Origin of the sequence: Streptomyces sp. NPDC051987 (genome assembly GCF_040680735.1) — a bacterium.
Taxonomy (GTDB): domain Bacteria; phylum Actinomycetota; class Actinomycetes; order Streptomycetales; family Streptomycetaceae; genus Streptomyces.
The window spans coordinates 23,753-45,757 of the sequence record NZ_JBFAXI010000030.1; the positions used below are offsets into that span (position 1 = coordinate 23,753).

A 22,005-nucleotide genomic window follows, 5' to 3' on the forward strand; every position below is an offset into this window, starting at 1 on the left:
AAAGCGCCCCGTCAAGGGCGGGGGGACCTGCGCGAGAACCCCCCACCGGCCCGCACTCGAACCGCTGCTACGGCTACGGCTTGCCCTTCTTGTACAGCCACGTCTGGAACAAGGAACCGAGATCGTTTCCCGACTGCCCCTCCGCCAGCTTCACAAACTCCGCGGTCGTCCCGTGCCCGTACCGGTGCTCTGAGGCCCACATCCGCAGGATCCGGAAGAACACCGGGTCGCCGACCGCCTTCCGCAGCTCGTGCAGGGCCATCGCCCCCCGCGCGTACACCGGTTCACCGAAGATGTTCTTCCCGCTTCCCGGATCCCCGGGCGGGTACGCCCACAGCTCGTCGCTCGCCGGCTTGGCGTACAGCGCGTCGAAGGTCTTCTGCGCGCTGTCGCCCCCGTGCTGCTCGCTGTACAGCCACTCGGCGTAGGTGGCGAAGCCCTCGTTGAGCCAGATGTCCTTCCAGGCGGTGAGGGAGACCGAGTCGCCGAACCACTGGTGGGCGTTCTCGTGCACGAGCGTGCTGAGGTCGGGTGCCGAGTCGTAGACCGGCCGGCCCTGCGTCTCCAGGGCGTACCCCACGTTCGGCGCGTGGTCGACGATCGACCCGGCGGAGCGGAACGGATACGGCCCGAACAGCTTGCTCTCCCACTCCAGCACGGACGGCAGCTTCTTCAGCACCGCCGCCGACCCGCTCGCCTCGCGCGGGTCGACCGCGTTGTAGACCTTGATCCCGTCCCGGGTGGTGTACTGCTGGACGGTGAACTTGCCGACGGTGGCGGTGGCGAGGTACGCGGCCATCGGTTCCGTCTGCCGCCACCGGAAGGTGGTACGGGCACCGGACGTGTGCTGCCCGAGGAGGACGCCGTTGGCGACCGCGGTGCGGCCCTTGGGCACGGTGATCGTGAAGTCGTACGACGACTTGTCCCTGGGGTGGCTGTTCGCCGGGAACCAGGTCATCGCGCCCTGCGGCTCCCCGGCGACGAACGCGCCGTCGTCGGTGCGGATCCAGCCGTCGGCCGAGCCGTCGGGGTCGGTTGCCTGCTTGGGCGTGCCGTTGTACGTCACCGTGACCCGGAAGTCCCGGCCCTTCGCGAGCGCGCGCGAGGGGGTGACGACGAGTTCCTGTCCGCTGCGGCTGAACCGGGCGGTCCGGCCGTCGACGGTCACCCCGGTGACCTTCAGGCCGCTGAGGTCGAGGTCGAAGCGGGTCAGCTTCTGGGTGGCGCGGGCGGTGAGGACCGCCTTGCCGTCGAGGTGCCGCGAGGAGGTGTCGTAGCGCAGCGTCAGGTCGTAATGGCTGACGTGGTAGCCGCCGTTGCCGCTGAGCGGGAAGTAGGGGTCGCCCGCGCCCGCGGCACCGATCGTGCTCGCCGAGGCCGTTCCGGCGCCGGCCAGCAGGGCCGCCACGGCGACCGGCACGGTGGCGAGGACTGCCTCGCGGCGGAGGACTGCGGTACGTCTGCTTGCGCCCTGCACATGAGCTCCTTGGGGGTGGCCAGTGATCAACAGCCCCACAGCCTAGGCGCGCGGGTGGCGGTGTTTCCCCCTCATTCTGGTCAAGCTCCGCCGCGTCGGCAGCCCGTGGCGCGGACCCGCGCATACGCTCGCGGGACCGTCGGCGAGCCGAGAGGTGCAGCGATCGTGAGCGTGCGCGTGCGCAGGATCTATGAGCCGCCCGAGCCGGAGGACGGGGTGCGCGTCCTGGTGGACCGGCTCTGGCCGCGCGGGGTGTCCAAGGAGGACGCGCACGTGGACGAGTGGCCGAAGGGGCTGACGCCGTCGGACGAGCTGCGGCGCTGGTTCCATGACGGCGGCTCCTACGAGGAGTTCACCCGCCGTTACGAGGCGGAGCTGGCCGCTCCCGGGGCCGCCGAACTCCTCGACGCCCTGCGGACGTCGGTGCGCGAGGGCCGAGTGACCCTGCTCACCGCATCCAGAACCCCGACCGAGAGCCACGCCACAGTACTGGCCCGCCTCCTCTCCGACTGACAGCACCCTCAAAGGCTGCGCGACCGGCCACGACGACGCCGCGGACGAAGACGACGAGACAGCGCCCCAAAGGGGCGCGGGGAACGGCGCGACCAGCCACGACGACGCCGCGGACGAAGACGGCGCCGGCAGCGCACCGCGGCCTGCCGGCGCTTCGCTCACGCGCTCTGCTTCGCCGCCGCCCGCCCCGCCGCCCGCCCCGAGAACAGGCAGCCGCCCAGGAACGTGCCCTCCAGCGCGTTGTACCCGTGCACGCCGCCGCCGCCGAAGCCGGCCACCTCGCCGGCCGCGTAGAGCCCGCCGATCGGCTGCCCGTCGGTGCCGAGCGCGCGGGAGTCCAGGTCGGTCTGGATGCCGCCGAGGGTCTTGCGGGTCAGGACGTGCAGCTTGACGCCGATCAGCGGCCCCGCGGCCGGGTCGAGGATGCGGTGCGGGGCGGCCACTCGGCCGAGCCGGTCGCCGATGTAGCGGCGGGCGTTGTGGATGCCCTGGACCTGGGAGTCCTTGCTGTAGGAGTTGGTGATCTGGAGGTCGCGGGCGACGATCTGGCGGCGCACCTCGGCCGCGTCGAGGAGCGGCTTGCCGGTGAGGCCGTTCATCTTCTCGACGAGCTGCTCCAGGGAGCGCGCGGTGACGAAGTCCGCGCCGTGGTCGAGGAAAGCCTGGACGGGGCCCGGCGCCCCCTTGCCGAGCAGCCGGTCGCGCAGCACGGCCTTGCGGTCCTTGGCGGTGATGTCGGGGTTCTGCTCGGAGCCGGAGAGCGCGAACTCCTTCTCGACGATCTTGCGGGTGAGGACGAACCAGGAGTGGTCGTGCCCGGCGATGTCCTCGGTGGTGCGCAGGTACCGCAGCGTGCTGAGGGTGTCGTAGCCCGGCAGGCAGGGGTCGGGCAGGCGGCGGCCGAGCGCGTCGAGCCAGATCGAGGACGGGCCCGGCAGAATGCGGATGCCGTGGCCGGGCCAGACCGGGTTCCAGTTCTGCAGTCCCTCGGTGTAGTGCCACATGCGGTCGCGGTTGACCAGCCGGACGCCGGCCTCGGCGCTGATGTCGAGCATCCGGCCGTCCACGTAGGCGGGGACGCCCGTGACCATCTCGGCGGGGGGCGTGCCGAGGCGTTCGGGCCAGTAGCGGCGGACGATGTCGTGGTTGGCGCCGATCCCGCCGGTGGTGACGACGACGGCCTGGGCGGTCAGTTCGAAGTCGCCGACCCGGTCGCGGTTCGAGGCGACACCGCGCGGCGCGTCGTCCGGGGCGAGGACGGTGCCCCGTACGCCCCGCGCCTCGCCGTTCTCGATGACGAGTTCGTCGACCTGGTGGCGGTGGTGGAAGGTGAGCAGGCCGTCACGGGCGGCCTGCCGGGCGTACCGGGCGAAGGGTTCGACCACGCCGGTGCCGGTGCCCCAGGTCACGTGGAAGCGGGGGACGGAGTTGCCGTGGCCGTGGGCGCGCAGGTCGCCGCGCTCGGCCCAGCCGACCGTCGGCAGCAGGCTGATGCCGTGGCTCTGCAGCCAGGGCCGCTTCTCCCCCGCCGCGAACTCCACATAGGCCCGTGCCCAGCGCACCGCCCAGGAGTCCTCGTCGTCCTCGCGGTCGAACTGGGCGCTGCCCCGCCAGTCGCTCCAGGCGAGGTCCAGGGAGTCCTTGATGCCGAGGCGGCGCTGTTCGGGCGAGTCGACGAGGAAGAGCCCGCCGAACGACCAGAACGCCTGCCCGCCGAGGTTGGCGGCGTTCTCCTGGTCGACCAGGGCGACGCGCCTGCCCCTGCTGGTGAGTTCGTGGGCCGCGACCAGGCCGGCGAGACCGGCTCCGACGACGATGACGTCCGCGTCCATGGCGACGCCTTTCTTATCCGGATCGGGTGCTGCCGTCGGTCAGCAGCGCGGTGAGGAGTTGCCCCAGCCAGGCACGGGCCCGGTCCACGTCCCTGTCGAGCAGCAGCTGGACGGTGACCCCGTCGTACGCGGCGACCACGGCGTGGGCCGCGCCCTCGGCATCGCCGAGGACCGTGGGGATCGGGGTGTGGCCGCGGGCCCTGACGAGCCGGTCGGCGATGGCCCGGCGGAGCCGGGTGCGGTGGTCGAGGAGGAGTTCGGCGACGGCCGGGTCCCGGGCCGCGTGCACCAGGAAGTCGGTCTTCACCAGCAGCCAGTCCACGTCGAGGAGCAGCACCTCGGTGACCCGGTCCACGGAGGCCGGTACGTCGAGGTCGGGTCCGTCGCCGGCGAGCGCGTCGGCGACCTGCCGGGCGATGAGGTCGGCGCGCTCCCGGTAGAGGGCGAAGAACAGTTCGTCGAGGGTGGCGAAGTTGGAGTAGAAGGCGCCCCGGCTGAACCCGGCGGCCTCGCAGATCTCCTCGATGGAGACCCGCCCGAAGCCCTTGGCGGCGAACACGGTGAAGGCGGCGGCGAGCAGCCGGGCGCGGGTCTGCTCCCGCCGCCGGGTCACGCGCTGAGGCGCGTCGTCGTGCCCTGTCATGGTGCCTGCCTCCGTTCGATACACCAATGTATCGGATGCACTGATGTATCGAAAGAGCCGACGACCTTTCGGTGGGCTCACCGACGGAGATCACCGACGGAGATCAAATAAGAACATCTTTTCGATTACGGAGTACCCTGGGCGTCATGGCCACGCACCTCCAGGGCTCCCTGTTCGACCAGACCGACGATCTGCGGCTCGGCAGCCTCGACGGCATCGGCCGGACCGTCCTCGGCTCCGGTGCCTGGATCGACGAGCTGCCCGGCTGGCTGAGCGGCGCCGACGCCCTGTTCGAACAGCTGGCGGCGGAGGTCCCCTGGCACGCCGAGCGCCGCACGATGTACGACCACGTCGTGGACGTACCGCGCCTGCTCGCCTTCTACGGCGCGGACGACCCGCTGCCCCACCCCGTCCTCGCCGAGGCCCGCTCCGCCCTCACCCGCCACTACGCCGGCGAACTGGGCGAGCCGTTCGCCACGGCCGGGCTCTGCTACTACCGCGACGGCCGGGACAGCGTCGCCTGGCACGGCGACCGGATCGGGCGGGGCTCCCGCGAGGACACCATGGTCGCGATCCTCTCCGTGGGCGCGCCCCGCGACCTGCTGCTGCGGCCGCGGCGCGGCGGCCCCTCGGTCCGCCGGCCGCTGGGCCACGGCGACCTGATCGTGATGGGCGGCTCCTGCCAGCGCACCTGGGAGCACTGCGTACCGAAGACGACCCGGGCCGCCGGGCCGCGGATCAGCATCCAGTTCCGGCCGCACGGGGTGCGATGACCCGGACCTCGGCGTCGGCCGGTCCGCCGTATGTGATTGGCTGTGCTCCGTTTCGATCTGCGCGAACGGGCGAGCCGGAGTGAGCATGCGGGCAGAGGTACACGAAGTCGGCAAGGGCGCCTACCTGGTGCACGGCCGGCACACCAACTGGGTGATCCTGAAGGACGGTGACGCCGTCACGCTGGTGGACACCGGTTACCCCGGTGACCGGCCGGGGCTGCTCGGCTCCCTGGTGGAGGTGGGCAGCTCACCGGAGGCGGTGGCGGCCGTGCTGATCACGCACGCGCACAACGACCACCTCGGCTCGGCCGAGTACCTGCGCGCCGCCCACGGCACGCCGGTCTACCTCCACGAGGCCGAGGTGCCGCACGCCCGGCGGGAGTACCTCCAGCAGGTGTCCGTGGGCGAGGTGGTGAAGAACGCCTGGCGGCCGGGTGTGGTGCCGTGGCTGGTGCACGTGCTGCGGGTCGGCGGCACCGAGCAGCACCCGGTCACGGCGCCTGCGGCGTTCCCGGTCGCCGACGGCCCCCTGGACCTTCCCGGCCGTCCGGTCCCGGTGCACACCCCTGGACACACCGACGGGCACACCGTCTACCACCTGCCCGACGCCGGAATCGTGATCTCCGGGGACGCCCTGGTGAGCGGCCACCGCACCTCGCGGATCCAGGGCCCGCAACTGCTGCCCGACATGTTCCACCACGAGCGGACCCGGGCCGTCGCCTCGCTGGATCTGATCGGCGCCCTCGACGGCGACGCTCTGCTGCCCGGCCATGGCCCGCTGCACCGCGGTTCCGTGCGGGCGGCCGCCGAGCGGGCCCGGCAGCTGGCCTCGTGACCCTCCGGCCTTAAGGTTCGTGCCATGGCCTTGCAGATCAACGCCACCAACCCGGAGCACCCCGCGCTCCTGCTGGAACTCCCCTGGGACGTCCCGCTGGAGGAGTGGCCCGAGGACTACCTCGTGCCGCTCCCCCGCGGCATCTCCCGGCACGTGGTGCGCTACGCGCGGGCCGGTGACGAGGTCCTGGCGGTGAAGGAGCTGGCCGAGCGCCCGGCGCTGCGCGAGTACGAGCTGCTGCGCGACCTGGACCGGCTCGGCATCCCGGCGGTCGACCCGCTCGCGGTGATCACCGGCCGCCTCGACGCGGACGGCGAACCGCTGGAGTCGGTGCTGGTCACCCGGCACCTGGGCGGCTCCATGCCGTACCGCTCGATGTTCGAGACGACCATGCGCCCGGCCACCATGCACCGCCTCATGGACGCCCTGGCGGTGCTGCTGGTCCGCCTGCACCTGGCCGGGTTCGCCTGGGGCGACTGCTCGCTGTCCAACACCCTGTTCCGGCGGGACGCGGGCGCGTACGCGGCGTACCTGGTGGACGCCGAGACCGGCGACCTGCACCAGCAGCTGAGCAACGGGCAGCGGGAGTACGACCTCGACCTGGCCCGGGTGAACATCAGCGGGGAACTGCTCGACCTGGAGGCCTCGGGGGCGCTGCACCCCTCGCTGGACCCGATCGAGTTCGGGTTCGAGATCTGCACCCGGTACGGCGAGCTGTGGGACGAGCTGACCCGGACCTCGGTGTATCCGGCGGGCAAGTACCACTACATCGAGCGCCGGATCCGGCGGCTCAACGACCTCGGTTTCGACGTCGCGGAGATGCAGATCCAGCACTCCTCCAACGGCGACACGGTCACCTTCGTGCCGAAGGTCGTCGACGCCGGCCACCACCAGCGCCAGCTGCTGCGGCTGACCGGCCTGGACGCCGAGGAGAACCAGGCGCGGCGGCTGCTCAACGACCTGGAGAGCTGGATGGCCACCCAGGACGACTACGCCCCCGGCGACCCCCTGGCGGCCCGCCCCGAGGTGCTGGCCCACCGGTGGGTGCGGGACGTCTTCCGCCCCACCGTGCGGGCCGTGCCGCTGGAGCTGCGCGGATCCATGGACCCGGCGGAGATCTACCACGAGCTGCTCGAACACCGCTGGTACCTGTCCGAGCGGGCGCAGCACGACATAGGCCTGGACAACGCGGTCGAGGACTACATCGAGAACGTGCTGCCCAAGGCCCGGGAGACCCTGGAGCCGGTCACCCCCGAATGAGCCCGGAGCGGGTCCTGGCGCGGACTCCCGCGTGGGCCCCGGCCCGGGTCACTCGTGCGGTACGACGGCCACCGGACAGTCGGCGTGGTGCAGCACGCCGTAGGCGACGGAGCCGATGCGGGCGCCGACCGCCGTGCGGTGGGCGCCCCGCCCGACGACCATCAGCTGGGCCCGGCCGGCCGCCGAGAGCAGCACCTGCCCCGCGCTGCCCATCTCCACGTGCTCGGCGACCGGCACGTCCGGGAACCGCTCGCGCAGCGGCCGGACCGCCTCGGACAGCGCCTCCTTCTCGAAGGGCTCCATGCCGCCGGACTCGTCGAGCAGCTTCAGCGAGCCCGGACTGTAGGCGAAGACCGGCGGCAGGGTCCAGGCCCGCACCACCCGGACCGCAGCGCCCCGCGCCGCCGCCGTCCGGAACGCGAACTCCAGCGCAGCCGCGCTGTCCTCCGCGCCGCCCTGCTGGCCCACGACGACCTCCCGCCCTGCGGCCTCCGCGGCGGGCCGGTCACCGGCGCGCACCAGCACCACCGGACGCGCGGCCTCGGCGATCACCTGCTGTCCGACCGAGCCCAGCAGGAACCCGACGACCCGGCCGTGCCCGCGCGACCCCAGCGCCAGCAGCTCGGCCCCGGCCGCCGCGTCGACCAGCACCTCGACCGGGCCGCCCTCCAGCACGTCGACGCTCACCGTGAGCTCCGGATGGCGCCCGGCGACGGCCCGCACGGACTCGGCCACCCCGTCGGACACCCACCCGCGCTGGGCCTCCCGGTCACCGCCGAGCGCCTCGTGCGCCTCGTACCGCCAGGCGTGCACCACGCGCAGCGGCAGGCCCCGGCGCACCGCTTCCCGGGCCGCCCAGTCGAGAGCGGCCAGGCTCTCCTCCGTACCGTCGACCCCTGCCGTGATCGGGCGTGTCATGCACCGGCCTCCCTGTCGGTTCCGCGTCCGGGTGATCAGTCTCGCGCACTCACGGGTGCCCGCTGTGCACCGCCGTACAAGAGCGAAGAAGGGCGATCGACCATACGATGGGCGGGAACCGGTACGGCGACCGTGCTCCTCGCGGAGGACCCGCCCTACCGTGGAACCAACGGCTCGGGGTGGGAGACGTATGGCACAGGCTGCCGACGCAGCACGGACCGTCATCATGACCGTGGACGACGACCCGGGGGTCTCCCGTGCCGTCGCCCGAGACCTGCGGCGGCGCTACGGCGCGTCGTACCGGATCGTGCGCGCGGAGTCCGGGGAGTCGGCGCTGGACGCGCTGCGGGAGCTGAAGCTGCGCGGCGACCTGGTGGCCGTGATCCTGGCCGACTACCGGATGCCGCAGATGAACGGCATCGAGTTCCTGGAACAGGCCCTGGACGTGTACCCCGGCGCGCGCCGGGTGCTGCTGACCGCGTACGCGGACACCAACGCGGCGATCGACGCGATCAACGTCGTCGATCTGGACCACTATCTGCTCAAGCCGTGGGATCCCCCGGAGGAGAAGCTCTACCCGGTTCTCGACGACCTGCTCGACGCCTGGCGGGCCAGCGACTACAAGCCGGTGCCGGCCACCAAGGTCGTCGGGCACCGCTGGTCGGCCCGCTCCTCGGACGTGCGGGAGTTCCTGGCCCGCAACCAGGTGCCGTACCGCTGGTACTCGGTGGAGGAGCCGGAGGGACAGCGTCTGCTGACGGCGGCCGAGGCCGACGGGGAGCGGCTGCCGCTGGTGATCACACCGGACGGCACACCCCTGGTGGAACCCGAGGCCCCGGAGCTGGCCGCGCACGTGGGGCTCGCGACCACGCCCACGGCCGACTTCTACGACCTGGTGGTCATCGGCGGCGGCCCCGCCGGGCTCGGCGCGGCCGTGTACGGGGCGTCGGAAGGGCTGCGGACCGTGCTCGTGGAGCGGTCGGCGACCGGCGGGCAGGCCGGGCAGAGCTCGCGGATCGAGAACTACCTGGGCTTCCCCGACGGGGTGTCGGGCGCCCAGCTCACCGACCGGGCCCGGCGGCAGGCGGCCAGGTTCGGCGCGGAGATCCTGACCGCCCGCGAGGTCACGGCTCTGGAGGTCAACGGGGCCGCGCGGGTGGTGCGGTTCTCGGACGGCTCGGCGGTCGCGGCGCACAGCGTGATCCTGGCGACCGGTGTGCAGTACCGGCAGCTGGAGGCCGCGGGCTGCCTCGACCTGACCGGCTGCGGGGTGTACTACGGCTCCGCGCTCACCGAGGCGACCTCCTGCCAGGGCCAGGACGTGTACATCGTCGGCGGCGCCAACTCGGCGGGCCAGGCGGCGATGTACCTGTCCCGGTTCGCCAAGTCGGTGACCCTGCTGGTACGCGGCCCCGATCTGGCGGCCTCGATGTCGTACTACCTGATCCAGCAGATCAACGAGGCGCCGAACATCAGCGTGCGCAGCCACACGGTGGTGGACGCGGCGCACGGTGCCGAGCGGCTGGAGCAGCTGACCCTGCGCCATGTGCAGAGCGGGGAACGGGAACAGGTCGACGCCCAGTGGATGTTCGTGTTCATCGGGGCGGCACCGCTGACCGGCTGGCTCGGCGACACGGTACTGCGCGACGAGCGCGGTTTCATCCTGGCCGGGCCGGACCTGACCGTCGACGGACGGCCGCCGGCCGGCTGGGAGCTGGACCGGCCGCCGTACCATCTGGAGACCAGCATCCCCGGCGTGTTCGTGGCGGGCGACGCCCGCGCCGAGTCCGCCAAGCGCGTCGCGTCCGCCGTCGGAGAGGGAGCCATGGCAGTCATGCTCGTCCACCGGTATCTGGAGCAGTCGTGAGCGGGCAGCTGATGCCGTGCAGCCCGAAGGAGATCGGCGCGCTGTTCCTGTTCGAGAAGTTGGAGCCGGAGCAGCTCGGGCGGCTGTGCGCGGCGGGCCGGGTGGAGCTGTTCCAGCCGGGGCCGGTCTACACCGAGGGTGACCCGGCCACCTGCTTCTACGTGATGATCGAGGGCACGGTGGTGCTCTCCCGGCGGGTCGCCGGCGACGACGTCGAGGTCACCCGGACCTCGCAGGCCGGGGTGTACGCGGGCGCGATGCAGGCCTACCTGGGGGACCGGGTGCGGCAGGCCTACAACAACTCGATGCGGGTGACCGAGCCGACGCGGTTCTTCGTGCTGCCGGCCGACACGTTCGCGGACATCATGCAGGACTGGTTCCCGATGGCCGTGCACCTGCTGGAGGGCCTGTTCTTCGGTTCGAAGAACACCCAGGCGGCGATCGGGCAGCGCGAACGCCTGCTGGCGCTGGGCTCGTTGTCCGCCGGGCTCACGCACGAGCTCAACAACCCGGCCGCGGCGGCCGTGCGGGCCACGTCGACGCTGCGCGAGCGGGTGGCGAAGATGCGGCACAAGCTCGGGGTGATCGCCTCCGGGCCGTTCTCCCGGGAGCAGCTGGCGGGTCTGGTCGAGATCCAGGAGCGCACCGCGGAACGGGTCGCCAAGGCGTCCTCGCTCAGCCCCCTGGAGACCTCCGACCGCGAGGACGCGCTCACCGACTGGCTGGAGGACCGCGGCATCGACCACGGCTGGGAGCTCGCGCCGACCTTCGTGCAGGCCGGGCTCGACGTCGACTGGCTGGAGCAGGTCGCCGCCGCCGTCGACGAGGAGATCCTGCCGAACGCGGTCGGCTGGCTCAACTACACCATCGAGACCGAGCTGCTGATGAACGAGATCGAGGACTCGACCACGCGCATCTCGCACCTCGTCGACGCGGCCAAGCAGTACAGCCAGCTGGACCGGGCGCCGTACCGGGTGGTGGACGTGCACGAACTCCTCGACAGCACGCTGCTGATGCTGTCCGGGAAGATCGGGCAGGGCATCCGGGTGGTCAAGGAGTACGACCGTACGGTCCCGCCCGTCCCGGCCTACCCCGCCGAACTCAACCAGGTGTGGACCAACCTCGTCGACAACGCGGTCTGCGCGATGAAGGACGGCGACGGCGACGGGCAGGGCACGCTCACCGTGCGGACCGCGCTCGACCACGAGCAGCTGCTGGTCGAGTTCCGGGACACCGGGACCGGGATCCCGCCGGAGATCAAGGACCGGATCTTCGACCCCTTCTTCACGACCAAGCCCGTCGGCCAGGGCACCGGCCTCGGCCTGGACATCTCGTGGCGGATCGTCGTGAACAAGCACCACGGCAGCCTGCGGGTGGAGTCGGAGCCCGGTGACACCCGGTTCCAGGTGCTGCTTCCGCTGACCGCCGAGGTCCCTGAGGAATCCGAGACAGTTGTGGAGGCAGGATGAGCGACGACGCCGCTATCGACCCGGAGGTCGCCCCGAGCGGTGCCGGGTGCGTGGAGTGCGACGCGGCGGGGGGCTGGTGGTTCCATCTGCGGCGGTGCGCGCAGTGCGGCCACATCGGGTGCTGCGACGACTCGCCCTCCAAGCACGCGACGGCGCACTTCCACTCCACCGGGCATCCGGTGATCCGCAGCTACGAGCCGGGCGAGGAGTGGTTCTGGAACTACGAGACCGAGGAGCTGTACGAGGCGGGGCCGCAGCTGGCGCCGCCGGCGAGTCATCCCGCGGAGCAGTCGGTGCCGGGTCCTGCGGAGCGGGTGCCGGCGGACTGGGCGCGGGTTCTGCGGGGTTGAGCGCCCAGGGGGGCGGGGTTCTGTGGTGACGGCGGGTGCGGGTGCGTCGTGGCCGGTCGCGCGGTTCCCCGCGCCCCTTGGGGGTTTCGCCTCGCGCCTCTTGCGAGGATGAGGGTGTGTCGCAGAGATCTTTCGCCGGCCCTCTGATCGGGCGGACCGAGGAACTGCTCCGCCTCGGCGGAGTGCTTGAGCGAGCCCGCGACGGGCGTGGGCAGGCCGTGCTGGTCTCCGGGGACGCGGGGGTGGGCAAGACCCGGCTGCTGGAGGAGGTGGCGGCCAGGGCGGCCGCGGACGGGGCCACCGTCGTCGTCGGGCACTGTGTGGATCTCGGGGATGTGGGGCTGCCGTATCTGCCGTTCACCGAGATCCTCGGGGTGCTGGCGGGTGACGAGCGGTTCGGCCGGGTTCTCGCCGCGCACCCCGTCGTGGAGCGGCTGCTCGGGGCCGCCTCGGACTCCTCCGGTGACGCGGGTGCGCGGCTGCGGCTCTTCGAGGGCGTCGCCGGACTGTTCGCGGAGCTGGCGGCCGCCGCGCCGCTGCTGCTGATCCTGGAGGACCTGCACTGGGCCGACCAGTCGTCGCGCGACCTGCTGCGGTTCCTGCTCAGCCGGGGCGTGCTCCCCCGGCGGCTCGCGGTGCTGGCCTCCTACCGCGCCGACGACCTGCACCGGCGGCATCCGCTGCGGCCGCTGCTCGCCGAGTTGGTGCGGCTGCCCGAGGTGGAGCGGCTGGAGGTGCGGCCGCTGGCCGATGCCGAGGTCGCCCGGCTGGTGCGGGTGCTCCAGGAGCGGCCGCTGGCCGAGGCGACCGTGCGGGACATCGTCGAGCGCGCCGAGGGCAACGCCTTCTACACGGAGGAACTGGTGGCCGCCGCCGACGCCGACGGGATGCCGACGGGGCTCGCCGACCTGCTGCTCATCCGGGTCGAGCAGCTGTCGGAGACGGCCCAGCAGGTGCTGCGCACGGCGGCGGTGGCCGGCCGCCGGGTCGGGCACGATCTGCTGCGGGACGCCGCCGGGCTGCCGGAGGAGGAGCTGGAGACCGCCGTCCGGGAAGCGGTGGGGCGGCAGTTGCTGGTCGCCGGGGACGGGGACGCGTACGCCTTCCGGCACGCCCTCGCGCGGGAGGCCGTCTACGGCGATCTGCTGCCCGGCCAGCGGGCCCGGCTGCACGGCACCTACGCCCGGCTGCTGGCCGCCCGCGGGGGCGGGGCGGAGACGGCGGCCGAGCGGGCGCACCACTACCGGGAGAGCCACGATCTGCCCGAGGCGCTGGCCGCGTCCGTGGAGGCCGCCGGTCACGCCCGGCGGGTGGGTGCCCCGGCGGAGGAGCTGCGGCATCTGGAGGCGGCCCTGGACCTGTGGCCGGCCGTGCCGAGCGAGGCCCGGCCCACGGGCGAGGGACTGGACCCGGTGACCCTGACGCTGCGGGCGTCGGCCGCGGCCGCGCACTCCGGGGACGCGCACCGGGCGGTGGCCCTGACCCGCGCCGCGCTGGCCGGGACCGGTCAGGACGCGGATCCCGAACTCGCCGCGCGGGTGCGCTACACGCTCGCCGAGAACCTCATGACCGTCGACAACCTCGCCGCCGCGTTCCGCTACAGCAGCGAGGCGCTCGCCATGATCCCCGCCGAACCGCCGTCCAGGACCTGGGTGTGGGCGGCGGCGACCCATGTCATGGCGGCCCGTCAGGTCGGCGACGACGCCACCGCGCTGCGGGTCGCCCGGCAGGCCCTCAAGGTCGCCGAGCGGATCGGCGCCACCGCCGCACGGGCCGACCTGCTGATCTCCCTGGCCCGGCTGGAAGGCGGTGGCCGCCGCACCCGCGAGGGGCGGGAGCGGCTCCGGGAGGCGCGGGAGCTGGCCCGGTCGGCCGGGGACGCGCCGGTGGAGATGCGGGCGCTGTTCAGCCTCGCCATCGGCTGCTTCGAGTCGGGCGAGCTGCCGGAGTGCCTGCCGTGGCTCACCGAAGGGCTGGACCGGGCCCGGCGGTCGGGGCTGCTGTCCTCGCCGTACGCCCTGGAGATGCGGTACCTGCGGCTGCTGGTGCTGTACACGCTGGGGCGGTGGGACGAGTGCGTGCGGGTGGCGGGCGCGGAGGACCCGGCGCCCGCGTTCACCACGGGGCCCGTCCTGTACGTCGCCCTGGCCCGGGGCGAGCCGGACGTCGTGGCACGGGCCGGGGCGCTGCTCGGGGAGCCGTTCGACTGGATGGGCCGGCTCGTCGGGGGGATCGTGCTGACCGACGCGGCCGCGCTGCGGGGCGACCCGGAGGAGGCCGTGGCACGGGCGCGGGACGCGGTCGCGGCGCTCACCGACGAGTCGGGGCGGGCGCCGGACGTGTCGGTCCGGCTGGCCGCGCTGGCGCTGGCGGCGGTCGCCGACCGGGTGGCGGCCGAGGGGCGCGGTGACGGGAGCGGGGAGCGCTGGACCGCGGTCGCGGGCGAGCTGCTGGAACTGGCCCGGACGACGGCCGCGCGGCAGGGTCCGGAGGGCCGGGCCTGGCTGGCGCGGGCCGAGGCGGAGTGGGCCCGCACCGGGTCCGGGCCGTCCACGGCGGCCTGGGAACGCGCGGTGGCCGCGTTCGGGTACGGCGATGTGTACGAGGCGGCCCGGGTGCGGCTGCGGTACGCGGAGGCGCTGGCGGCCGACGGGCGGCGCGCGCAGGCCGCGGAGCAGGCGCGGGCGGTCCGGGAGACGGCGGTGGAGCTGGGCGCCGTACCGCTGCTGGAGCGCTCGGCGGCGCTGCTGACCCGGTCGGCGGAGCCGTCGGTCCCGCCGCTGACCGCACGCGAGCAGGACGTGCTGCGGCTGCTGGCGCTGGGCCGCAGCAACCGGCAGATCGGCGAGGAGTTGTTCATCACCGGCAAGACGGCGAGCGTGCACGTCTCCAACATCCTCGCCAAGCTGGGCGCGGCGAGCCGTACGGAGGCGGTGGCGATCGCCTACCGGGAACGCCTGATCGCCCCCGAGCCGACGGCGCGGGGGTGATCGGGGGACGGCGGTTCAGTGGTCGCAGTCGAGGCTCGCCAGGTCGACGGAGTCGGCCATGGCCTGCATGCCCTTGTCGTTGGGGTGGATGTGGTCGCCGCCGTCCAGGAACGGCAGCATGCGCGCCTGGTCGTAGGGGCTGCGCAGGATCCGGTCGAAGTCGGCGACCCCGTCGAACTCCCCGCTGGTGCGGATGTACTGGTTGACCTGCCGGCGCACGGCCTCGCCCGCCTGGTCCCACTCCGGCCAGCCCTCGAACGGCCCGACGGTCGAGGCGACCACGCACTTCCCGGCCGCGTGCGCCCGCCGGACGATCTCCCGGTAGCCCGCGATCAGGTCGGCCGCGGTGACCCCGGAGTGGGACTTGATGTCGTTGACCCCCTCGAAGAGGAAGACGGTACGGGCGCCCGGCTGGCTGAGGACGTCGCGGTCCAGCCGGTGGAGGGCGGCCTGCCCGGCGCCGTCGGCGAGGACCCTGTTGCCGGAGATCCCCTCGTCGGCCACGCCCTTGACCTCGGTGTCGGCCTTCTGGAGCCGGCGGGCGAGGTAGTCGGGCCAGCGGCGGTTCTGGTCGCTGGTGGACGCCCAGCCGTCGGTGATGGAGTCGCCGAGCGCCACCACCGCCCCGGTGTCCGGGTTCGGAGGCCGTACCGAGACCGCGTCCAGGTACCACCAGGAGCCGGTGGTACCGGTCCAGTCGGCGGCGCTCTCCTCGGCGGTGTGGTCCCCCTGGGTGACGTAGGAGGTCTGCATGGCCATGCCGTGGCCGGTGGCGGGACCGGCCGCGTCCGGGCTGTGCAGACTGACGACCAGGTTGCTGCCGGCGGGCAGGTTGCCGGGCAGCGGGTCGCTCCACGCGGTGGCTCCGGCCGGCACGGTGACCGTGCGGGCGCCGTGGAAGGTCAGCCGCCGGTTGCTGCCCGGCCTGAGGGCGGCGCCCTGGCTCTGCAGGCCCGCGTAGACGCTGTCCAGGGTCAGCGGCCGGTCGCCGAACGCGTTGGTGAGGCGCACCCGCAGTCCGCTGCCGGCGGCGCTGGTGTGCACGACCAGCCGGTAGCCGCGGTCGGCGGTGCCCTGCCCCAGCTGGTCGGCGCCGGCCCCCCAGGTGACGACGTCGTGCCGGACGGAGGGCTGCGGCGAGGGCTCCCACGCCGGGGCCGCCCGCGCGGGCCCGGTCTGGCAGGCGACGGTGGCCAGCAGGACGGCGGCGAGGCCGAGGAGGCGCGCGAACCGGCCGGTCACCGCGCGAGGTCCTTCAGTGTGACGGACCCGCCGGGTTTCAACGTGATCGTCCATGTCCTGCCGCCGTGTGCCACGGTGGTGGTACGGCCGCCGACGCTGCGGATCCGGACCTCGGTGGGCCTGCCGTCCCGCCAGCTCAGGTCGACGACGAAGCCGCCGCGCGCGCCCGCCCCGGTGACCTTTCCGGCGGCCGCCCAGGCGTCGGGGAGGGCCGGCAGGAGCTCCAGGTGGCCCGGCCGGGAGTACAGCAGCATCTCCAGGACGGCGGCCGGGGTGCCGAAGTTGGCGTCGATCTGGAAGATGCCGCGGCCTTTTTCGACCTCGTAGATGTCGAAGAGGTTGGGCGCGGTGCCGTTGCCGCCGTCGCGGGAGGGACGGAGGTTGCGCCCGATGAGCCGGTAGGCCTTGTCGGCGTCCTTCAGCCGGGCCCAGCACAGGGCGCGCCAGGCGTTGGCCCAGCCGAAGCTGTCCATGCCGCGGGCGGTGAGCAGGGCGGTGGCGCCGTTGACGATGTCGGCCGGAGTGGAGCCGTCGGGGCGGATCCGGTCGCCGGGGAAGAGGTTGATCAGCGGCGAGAGGTGCCGGTGGGTGGTCTCGCCGAGGTTGTCCGGGGACATCCACTCCTCCAGCCAGCCGGTCCTGGGGCTCACCACCGGCAGGTAGAGGCGGTCCCGGAGCGTGCCGACGGTGTCCGCGTATCCAGCATCTCTCTTCAGCTCGGCGGCCGCAGTGCGGAAGTTGCCGAACAGGATCCAGACCAGTTCCTGGGCGTAGGTGATGCCCTTGGCGTCCAGTGGCCCCTGCTCGGGCGACCAGTCGCTGTCCGCGATCAGCACCTCCTTGCCGTCGTCCAGGGTGGTGGTGAGCAGGCGCGCCTCCCAGAACTCGCAGGCGCCCCTGAGGAGAGGGTAGATCTTCTCCAGGTGGGTGCGGGACCGGGTGAACTCGTAGTGCTCCCACAGGCTCTGGCACAGCCAGGCGTTGCCCGCCGGGTGCCACCACCAACCGCCGCCGCCGAAGGGGTTGGTGGAGATGGCGACGGTCCAGCCGGCCACCTCGCCCCGGGAGTTGCGGTAGCGGTTGCGGGAGTCCTGGAAGAGGCGCCGGGTGGTGTCCGTCCAGGACGGGAGCTGGGCGACGCAGTAGTCGGTGAAGGCGTCGAAGCACGGGGGGAGGCCCAGCCGGTCGGACATCCAGTAGTTCATCTGGAGGTTGATGTCGGTGTGGTAGTCGCCCATCCAGTCCGGGTCGTTGCCGTCCAGCCAGAGCCCCTGGAGGCCCGTCGGCAGGCTGCCGCGCGATCCGGCGATCATCAGGTAGCGCCCGAACTGTGCGTAGGCGGCCTCCAGTTCGGGATCCGGGTCGCCGGTGTCGGCGCGGGCCTGGATGCGCTCCCAGGTGTCCCGTGCGCGCTGGTCGTCCGTGGAGGTGCCCAGTGACAGGTCGAACCGGCCGAACAGCGCCCGGTGATCGGCCGCATGGGTGCGCAGCAGCGTGTCCGCGGAGTGCGCGGCGGCCGCCCCGGCCTTGGTGCGGGCCAGTGCCACCGGGTCGGCGGAGGGGGCCCGGTAGCCGGCGGCGGCGTCCGGCGCGTAGTCGGTGCCGCCGCTGAGTACGACGGTCAGTTCGCGGCAGTCGGTGAAGGTGATGTGCGCCCCGCTCACCCGCACGGTGCCGCCGGTGCCGCGGGCCTTCACGGCGGCGCCGTACCTGAGCCCGTTGGTGAAGGACCCGGCGAACGACTCGGCCGTGCCGCCGGTCTCGCCGTGCGTGCCCTCCAGGGTGAGGGTGCCGGTGTAACGGCCGCCGCCGTCCTGGCTGAAGTGCAGCACGATCACGTCGTCGGGACGGCTGGCGAAGATCTGCCGCCGGTACGTCACGCCGGAGCGGACGTAGGACGCGCTCACCACACCGTTGTCGAGGTCGAGGGTGCGGCGGTAGCCGGAGACGGCACCCAGGTCGTGGTCGGGTATCTCGACGGTGAGCCGGGCGAGGAGGGTCAGGGAGCCGAAGTCGGCCCGGCCGTAGGGGAACTGGCCGTCGGAGTCGAGGGTGTCGTTGAGGCCGCCGGTCCACGACGTGGCGTCGGTGACCAGCAGGAGCTCACGGCCGGGGTCGTTGCTCGCGAGGGCGCCGAGCCGGCCGTTGCCGACGGGCAGCCCCTGCGTGATCATCGACCCGTCGTCCGCGGGCGCCTGCCACCAGAGTTGGTGGCGAGGGGTGGCGAGCGGTTCGGAGGACCGCACCGGTGCGGCGGTCGCGGTGAAGGAGGGAAGCCCGGCGAGGGCGCCGGTGGCGAGGGCGAGAATGCTCCGTCTGCTGGGGTGGTTGTCCATGGGTTCCAATCCGACGTCCGTGAGGAAGGCGTCCCTTCAGGGGCGCGGGGCTGTGTCGATGTGCGGCTGCCGCCGCGTGGGCGCGACCAGCCCCCACCGGCCCGTAGTCCCGACGACGCACTTACCGAGGCTGCCTACCGGGGCGACTTGGGAACGTCGATCCGGTCGACGTCCGGCGCGTACCCCGACCCGCTGTCGAAGCTGATCGTGTTCGCACCGGCCTTCAGCGTCACCGGCACACTCACCGTCGCCACGGTCCCCCAGTCCCCGGTGGACGGGAACTTGTGGCTGGTCCCGGCCCCGGAGTCGGCCGAGACGACCGCCGGCCGGGAGTCACCGCTGATGTAGGCGACCTTCACCAGGTACGTGCCCGCCTTGTCGACGACCACGTTGGTGAAGGTCAGCTTGCCGCCCTGGTAGAGGTTCCCGACCTTCTTCTGCCCGGAGCACGCGTCGCACCCGGCGACGGACGCGTTGCCGCTCAGCGTGTTGCCGCTCGCCTCGGCCTCGTAGCCGGTGTACGCGAGCGCGGAGCCCTTCGGCGCCACGATGAAGAGCCGCGAGCCGTGGGCCGGCAGCGCCTCGGTGATCTTGTTCTGGAAGCTGCCGAGGTCCTCGTGGTTCCACAGGTCCCGCACCGACGCCTTGCCGGTGAAGCCCAGCGCCGTCCAGTCGGCGGTGACCGCCGCAGGCGAGTCCGCGAGGTTGAACAGGGCGACGGTGTACGTGCCGTCGGCGTTCTTCGCGGCCCAGACCTGCTGCGGGTCGGACGGGGTGACCGGCCGGGCCGGCGGGTCGTCGCTCTGGTCGACGGCGATGACCTCGCGGTTGGTCAGCAGGGAGACGCCGTAGTCGTCGAGCTTGGTGAGGTCGTCGCCGGTGAACAAGGGCGACTTGGCGACGGCCCAGAGCGTGGCGTAGCTCTGCCGCTCGGCCTTGGTGAGGCCGTCCATCGCGCCGTTGCCGACGTCGAGGGAGTCGAGGTCGTTCCAGCCGCCGGGGCCTGCCTCGCCGGTCCAGGCCGGGGTGTCGTCCCAGCGGTCGTCGACGGAGTTCTCCCAGGTGACCAGGGTGTTGCAGTAGCACTCGACGTCGGTGTCGATGCGCCAGCCGTTGGTGTACCTGCGCCAGTCGGCGGCGTGCCCGAAGTCGAGCGACCAGGAGGCCTCCAGGTGGATCGGGCGGCCGGTGGCGGCGATCGCCTTGTGCCAGGCGGCGACGTCGGCGACGTTGTCGTACTGGTCACCGCTCTTGCCGGAGCCGGGGCCCACTCCGTCGAGCTTGAGGAAGTCGTAGCCCCAGCCGGCGAGCAACTGGGCCTGGGAGTCTATGTACTTCTGCGCGCACGGCCTGTCGAAGTCGATCTTGTACGAGCTGTCCCAGCCGTTGGTGGTGCGCAGGTCGGGATAGACGACGTCGGCGGTGGTGCAGCCGTCGGCGTTCCAGATCGGCGTCCTGCCGTCGCCGTACGCGCCCTTCTCCAGGCCGGCCGGGAGGTAGATGCCGGCCTTGAGGCCCTTGGCGTGGATGTGGTCGGCGACGGCCTTCATGCCGCTGGGGAAGCGGGCCGGGTCGGCCTTCTGGCGGCCGTATTGGTCGTACCCCTGCTTCCAGTTCCAGTCCATCCACCAGCCGGCGTCGATGTTGACGTGGTCGTAGCCGTACTTCTTCAGCCTGCCGGCCAGGGCGTCGGTCTGCTTGAGGACGTTCGCCTCGGTGAGGTAGCTGTAGTCGCCCTGGTCGTTCAGGCCCGGGTACCTGGACGACTGCATGCTCCAGCTCGACCAGCCCATGTACGGCTTGGCGGCGATCTGCTCGGGTGTCCGGGCCTGGGCGGCGGGCACGACGGCCGCGAAGGCGGCCGTCAGCGCCAGCACGAGGACGGTTCTCAGCCCGCGTACGGGCAGGGCGGATGTCGAAGGTGACCGCATGGGCCCTCCTGGGTTCGGGGTCTCGGGCGGCTCAGCCCTTGCCCGTCGGTGTGGGAGAAGAGGTGATGAAGGACTGGATCGCGGCGGCCGCTGCCCCGCGCGCCCACTCCTCGAAGGGGAGCGGGCGGGTCTGTACGTCGCACCGCGCGGCGGAGCCGAAGGCGGCCGCGGTGAACGAGTCGAGGATCTGCTCGGCGAAGAGGTCGTAGGCGGCGAGCCCCTCGCCGGAGATGATCACGCGTTCGGGGCCGAAGAGATTGGCCACGGTCGCGATGCCCCGGCCGATGGCCTCGCCGGCGCGGGCGTACACCTCGCGCGCGCCGGGCACGCCCTCGTGGGCGAGGGCCACCGCCGCCACGGAGTCCGCGACCTGACGGTCGGTCACCTCCCGCATGCGGGTGACGATCGCGGCGTCCCCGGCGATCGCCTCCACGCAGCCGCGGTTGCCGCAGTGGCAGAGGGGCCCGGCCGGGTCGATGGCCACGTGCCCGATCTCCCCCGCCACGCCGTGCGCGCCCGACACCACCTGACCGTGGATCACCAGTCCGCAGCCGATGCCGGCGCCGACGGTGACGACGGCGAAGTCCAAGAGGCCGACGCCGGCGCCGAACCACTGCTCGGCGACGGTCAGGGCGCGGACGTCGTGGTCGACGACGACCGGCAGCCCGGTGGTCATGGCGGCGAGGTCGGCGAGGGCGACGTCGCGCCAGTCGAGGAAGGGCGAGTAGCGCACGACGCCTTCCGCCCGGTCCACGTCGCCGGAGACGGCGATGCCGAGGCCGAGCACGGGGGCGCCGAAGTCCTCGGCCTGGGTGCGCAGTTCGTGGGTGAGTTCGGCGACGGAGGTCAGGACGGCCCTGACCGCGCGGTCCGTGACCGGCAGCCGGCGGGCCAGCAGGATCCGGCAGCACAGGTCGGTGAGGACCGCGATGACCTCGTCGCCGGTGATCTTGATCCCGATGAACAGTGCGCGTCCGCCGTCCACCCGTACCAGGTTGGCGGGGCGCCCGAGGGCGGGCCGGGCGTCGCCGTCGGCGTCCTCCGCCAGGTAACCGGCCGCCAGCAGCGGCCGGACGGCCTTGGTCACGGCCGCCGGTGACAGGCCGGTCCGGCGGGCCGCCTCCAGCCGGGTGAGCGGGCCGTGGGACAGGACCGTGGTGAAGATCTGCGAGACGGCCGGGGTGTGGGCCGGGAACGTCTCGGTACGGGAGGCGGAGCGCATGGCCGGGAACTTAGGTGGCTTATTTTCTGCTGTCAATAAAAGAAACAGGATCCGCCTGAAGGTTGACTGTGCGGCTGCGGCGGCCTTCAAATGGCGGGGTACAGGCGGCGGTTGACTCACCTTCGGCAACCGCGGCCGGTCCCAGACGCCCACCCCGAGGGCCTCGCCGCCGCCCCGGGCATTGCCCGCACCGCGCCGGACGGCGCATCGACGACTACCGCGGCGCCCCTCTCCCCGCCCCGGTGGGCGCGGACGCAGCGGACGTGGCGCACCCCCTTCCGGACGAATCAGATCCATACGTAGCCCATTTCGTCACATTTCTTGCTTTTCATGGCAATACTTGGCGA

16 protein-coding genes are annotated in these 22,005 nt (G+C 72.7%); 8 read left to right on the forward strand and 8 right to left on the reverse strand.

Annotated features, from left to right (window positions below; translation table 11 throughout):
- Nucleotides 1–73: 73 nt before the first annotated feature.
- A complete protein-coding gene (locus tag AB0M11_RS18350) occupies nt 74–1,477 on the reverse strand; it encodes a M1 family metallopeptidase (protein WP_365706564.1) in 1,404 nt (467 codons plus the stop codon).
- Between the two features lie 165 nt (nt 1,478–1,642).
- Here AB0M11_RS18350 and AB0M11_RS18355 point away from each other — a divergent pair, with 165 nt between their 5' ends.
- Nucleotides 1,643–1,990, forward strand: coding sequence for a DUF488 family protein (locus AB0M11_RS18355; RefSeq protein WP_365706566.1), 348 nt, complete (start codon nt 1,643–1,645; stop codon nt 1,988–1,990).
- A 158-nt stretch (nt 1,991–2,148) separates the two neighbouring features.
- On the opposite strand, the gene AB0M11_RS18360 is transcribed toward AB0M11_RS18355, so the two are convergent.
- Nucleotides 2,149–3,822, reverse strand: a complete 1,674-nt coding sequence (locus AB0M11_RS18360; protein WP_365706568.1) for an FAD-binding dehydrogenase — start codon at nt 3,820–3,822, stop codon at nt 2,149–2,151.
- Between the two features lie 13 nt (nt 3,823–3,835).
- Nucleotides 3,836–4,465, reverse strand: coding sequence for a TetR/AcrR family transcriptional regulator (locus tag AB0M11_RS18365; RefSeq protein WP_365706570.1), 630 nt, complete (start codon nt 4,463–4,465; stop codon nt 3,836–3,838).
- Nucleotides 4,466–4,611: 146 nt separating this feature from the next.
- Between AB0M11_RS18365 and AB0M11_RS18370 the strand changes: the two genes are divergently transcribed.
- The 3 genes from AB0M11_RS18370 (at nt 4,612) to AB0M11_RS18380 (ending at nt 7,333) form a co-directional block, all read left to right on the forward strand.
- Complete coding sequence (locus AB0M11_RS18370; protein ID WP_365706572.1) at nt 4,612–5,238, forward strand: alpha-ketoglutarate-dependent dioxygenase AlkB; 627 nt, start codon at nt 4,612–4,614, stop codon at nt 5,236–5,238.
- A gap of 85 nt (nt 5,239–5,323) precedes the next feature.
- The gene (locus AB0M11_RS18375; RefSeq protein ID WP_365706574.1) at nt 5,324–6,073 is read left to right on the forward strand and encodes an MBL fold metallo-hydrolase; all 750 of its coding nucleotides are present in this window, start codon (nt 5,324–5,326) and stop codon (nt 6,071–6,073) included.
- Nucleotides 6,074–6,097: 24 nt separating this feature from the next.
- Nucleotides 6,098–7,333, forward strand: a complete 1,236-nt coding sequence (locus AB0M11_RS18380; protein WP_365706576.1) for a DUF4032 domain-containing protein — start codon at nt 6,098–6,100, stop codon at nt 7,331–7,333.
- Nucleotides 7,334–7,381: 48 nt separating this feature from the next.
- On the opposite strand, the gene AB0M11_RS18385 is transcribed toward AB0M11_RS18380, so the two are convergent.
- Nucleotides 7,382–8,251, reverse strand: coding sequence for a universal stress protein (locus AB0M11_RS18385; protein WP_365706578.1), 870 nt, complete (start codon nt 8,249–8,251; stop codon nt 7,382–7,384).
- Nucleotides 8,252–8,441: 190 nt separating this feature from the next.
- Here AB0M11_RS18385 and AB0M11_RS18390 point away from each other — a divergent pair, with 190 nt between their 5' ends.
- From AB0M11_RS18390 to AB0M11_RS18405, 4 genes are all read left to right on the forward strand, one after another.
- Nucleotides 8,442–10,118, forward strand: coding sequence for an FAD-dependent oxidoreductase (locus AB0M11_RS18390; RefSeq protein WP_365706580.1), 1,677 nt, complete (start codon nt 8,442–8,444; stop codon nt 10,116–10,118).
- On the forward strand, nt 10,115–11,587 hold the full coding sequence (locus AB0M11_RS18395; protein WP_365706582.1) for an ATP-binding protein: 1,473 nt from the start codon (nt 10,115–10,117) through the stop codon (nt 11,585–11,587). Before AB0M11_RS18390 ends, AB0M11_RS18395 begins: the two co-directional genes overlap by 4 nt.
- Nucleotides 11,584–11,937, forward strand: a complete 354-nt coding sequence (locus tag AB0M11_RS18400) for a UBP-type zinc finger domain-containing protein (RefSeq protein ID WP_365706584.1) — start codon at nt 11,584–11,586, stop codon at nt 11,935–11,937. Before AB0M11_RS18395 ends, AB0M11_RS18400 begins: the two co-directional genes overlap by 4 nt.
- Before the next feature lie 116 nt (nt 11,938–12,053).
- Nucleotides 12,054–14,927, forward strand: a complete 2,874-nt coding sequence (locus tag AB0M11_RS18405) for an AAA family ATPase (RefSeq protein ID WP_365706586.1) — start codon at nt 12,054–12,056, stop codon at nt 14,925–14,927.
- A gap of 15 nt (nt 14,928–14,942) precedes the next feature.
- On the opposite strand, the gene AB0M11_RS18410 is transcribed toward AB0M11_RS18405, so the two are convergent.
- From AB0M11_RS18410 to AB0M11_RS18425, 4 genes are all read right to left on the reverse strand, one after another.
- The gene (locus AB0M11_RS18410) at nt 14,943–16,169 is read right to left on the reverse strand and encodes an SGNH/GDSL hydrolase family protein (RefSeq protein ID WP_365706588.1); all 1,227 of its coding nucleotides are present in this window, start codon (nt 16,167–16,169) and stop codon (nt 14,943–14,945) included.
- The gene (locus AB0M11_RS18415) at nt 16,166–18,505 is read right to left on the reverse strand and encodes a glycoside hydrolase N-terminal domain-containing protein (protein WP_365706590.1); all 2,340 of its coding nucleotides are present in this window, start codon (nt 18,503–18,505) and stop codon (nt 16,166–16,168) included. Before AB0M11_RS18415 ends, AB0M11_RS18410 begins: the two co-directional genes overlap by 4 nt.
- A 134-nt stretch (nt 18,506–18,639) precedes the next feature.
- Entirely contained in the window at nt 18,640–20,436 is a 1,797-nt protein-coding gene (locus tag AB0M11_RS18420) for a CBM35 domain-containing protein (protein WP_365706592.1), read from the reverse strand.
- A 31-nt stretch (nt 20,437–20,467) separates the two neighbouring features.
- Nucleotides 20,468–21,658, reverse strand: a complete 1,191-nt coding sequence (locus AB0M11_RS18425; RefSeq protein WP_365706594.1) for an ROK family transcriptional regulator — start codon at nt 21,656–21,658, stop codon at nt 20,468–20,470.
- Between the last annotated feature and the right edge of the window lie 347 nt (nt 21,659–22,005).

Bases quoted from the DNA above. Each gene is read 5' to 3' on its own strand.
- AB0M11_RS18360 (WP_365706568.1), bottom strand. From the start codon at position 3,822: ATGGACGCGGACGTCATCGTCGTCGGAGCCGGTCTCGCCGGCCTGGTC.
- AB0M11_RS18365 (WP_365706570.1), bottom strand. From the start codon at position 4,465: ATGACAGGGCACGACGACGCGCCTCAGCGCGTGACCCGGCGGCGGGAG.
- AB0M11_RS18370 (WP_365706572.1), top strand. From the start codon at position 4,612: ATGGCCACGCACCTCCAGGGCTCCCTGTTCGACCAGACCGACGATCTG.
- AB0M11_RS18375 (WP_365706574.1), top strand. From the start codon at position 5,324: ATGCGGGCAGAGGTACACGAAGTCGGCAAGGGCGCCTACCTGGTGCAC.
- AB0M11_RS18380 (WP_365706576.1), top strand. From the start codon at position 6,098: ATGGCCTTGCAGATCAACGCCACCAACCCGGAGCACCCCGCGCTCCTG.
- AB0M11_RS18385 (WP_365706578.1), bottom strand. From the start codon at position 8,251: ATGACACGCCCGATCACGGCAGGGGTCGACGGTACGGAGGAGAGCCTG.
- AB0M11_RS18390 (WP_365706580.1), top strand. From the start codon at position 8,442: ATGGCACAGGCTGCCGACGCAGCACGGACCGTCATCATGACCGTGGAC.
- AB0M11_RS18400 (WP_365706584.1), top strand. From the start codon at position 11,584: ATGAGCGACGACGCCGCTATCGACCCGGAGGTCGCCCCGAGCGGTGCC.
- AB0M11_RS18415 (WP_365706590.1), bottom strand. From the start codon at position 18,505: ATGGACAACCACCCCAGCAGACGGAGCATTCTCGCCCTCGCCACCGGC.
- AB0M11_RS18420 (WP_365706592.1), bottom strand. From the start codon at position 20,436: ATGCGGTCACCTTCGACATCCGCCCTGCCCGTACGCGGGCTGAGAACC.
- AB0M11_RS18425 (WP_365706594.1), bottom strand. From the start codon at position 21,658: ATGCGCTCCGCCTCCCGTACCGAGACGTTCCCGGCCCACACCCCGGCC.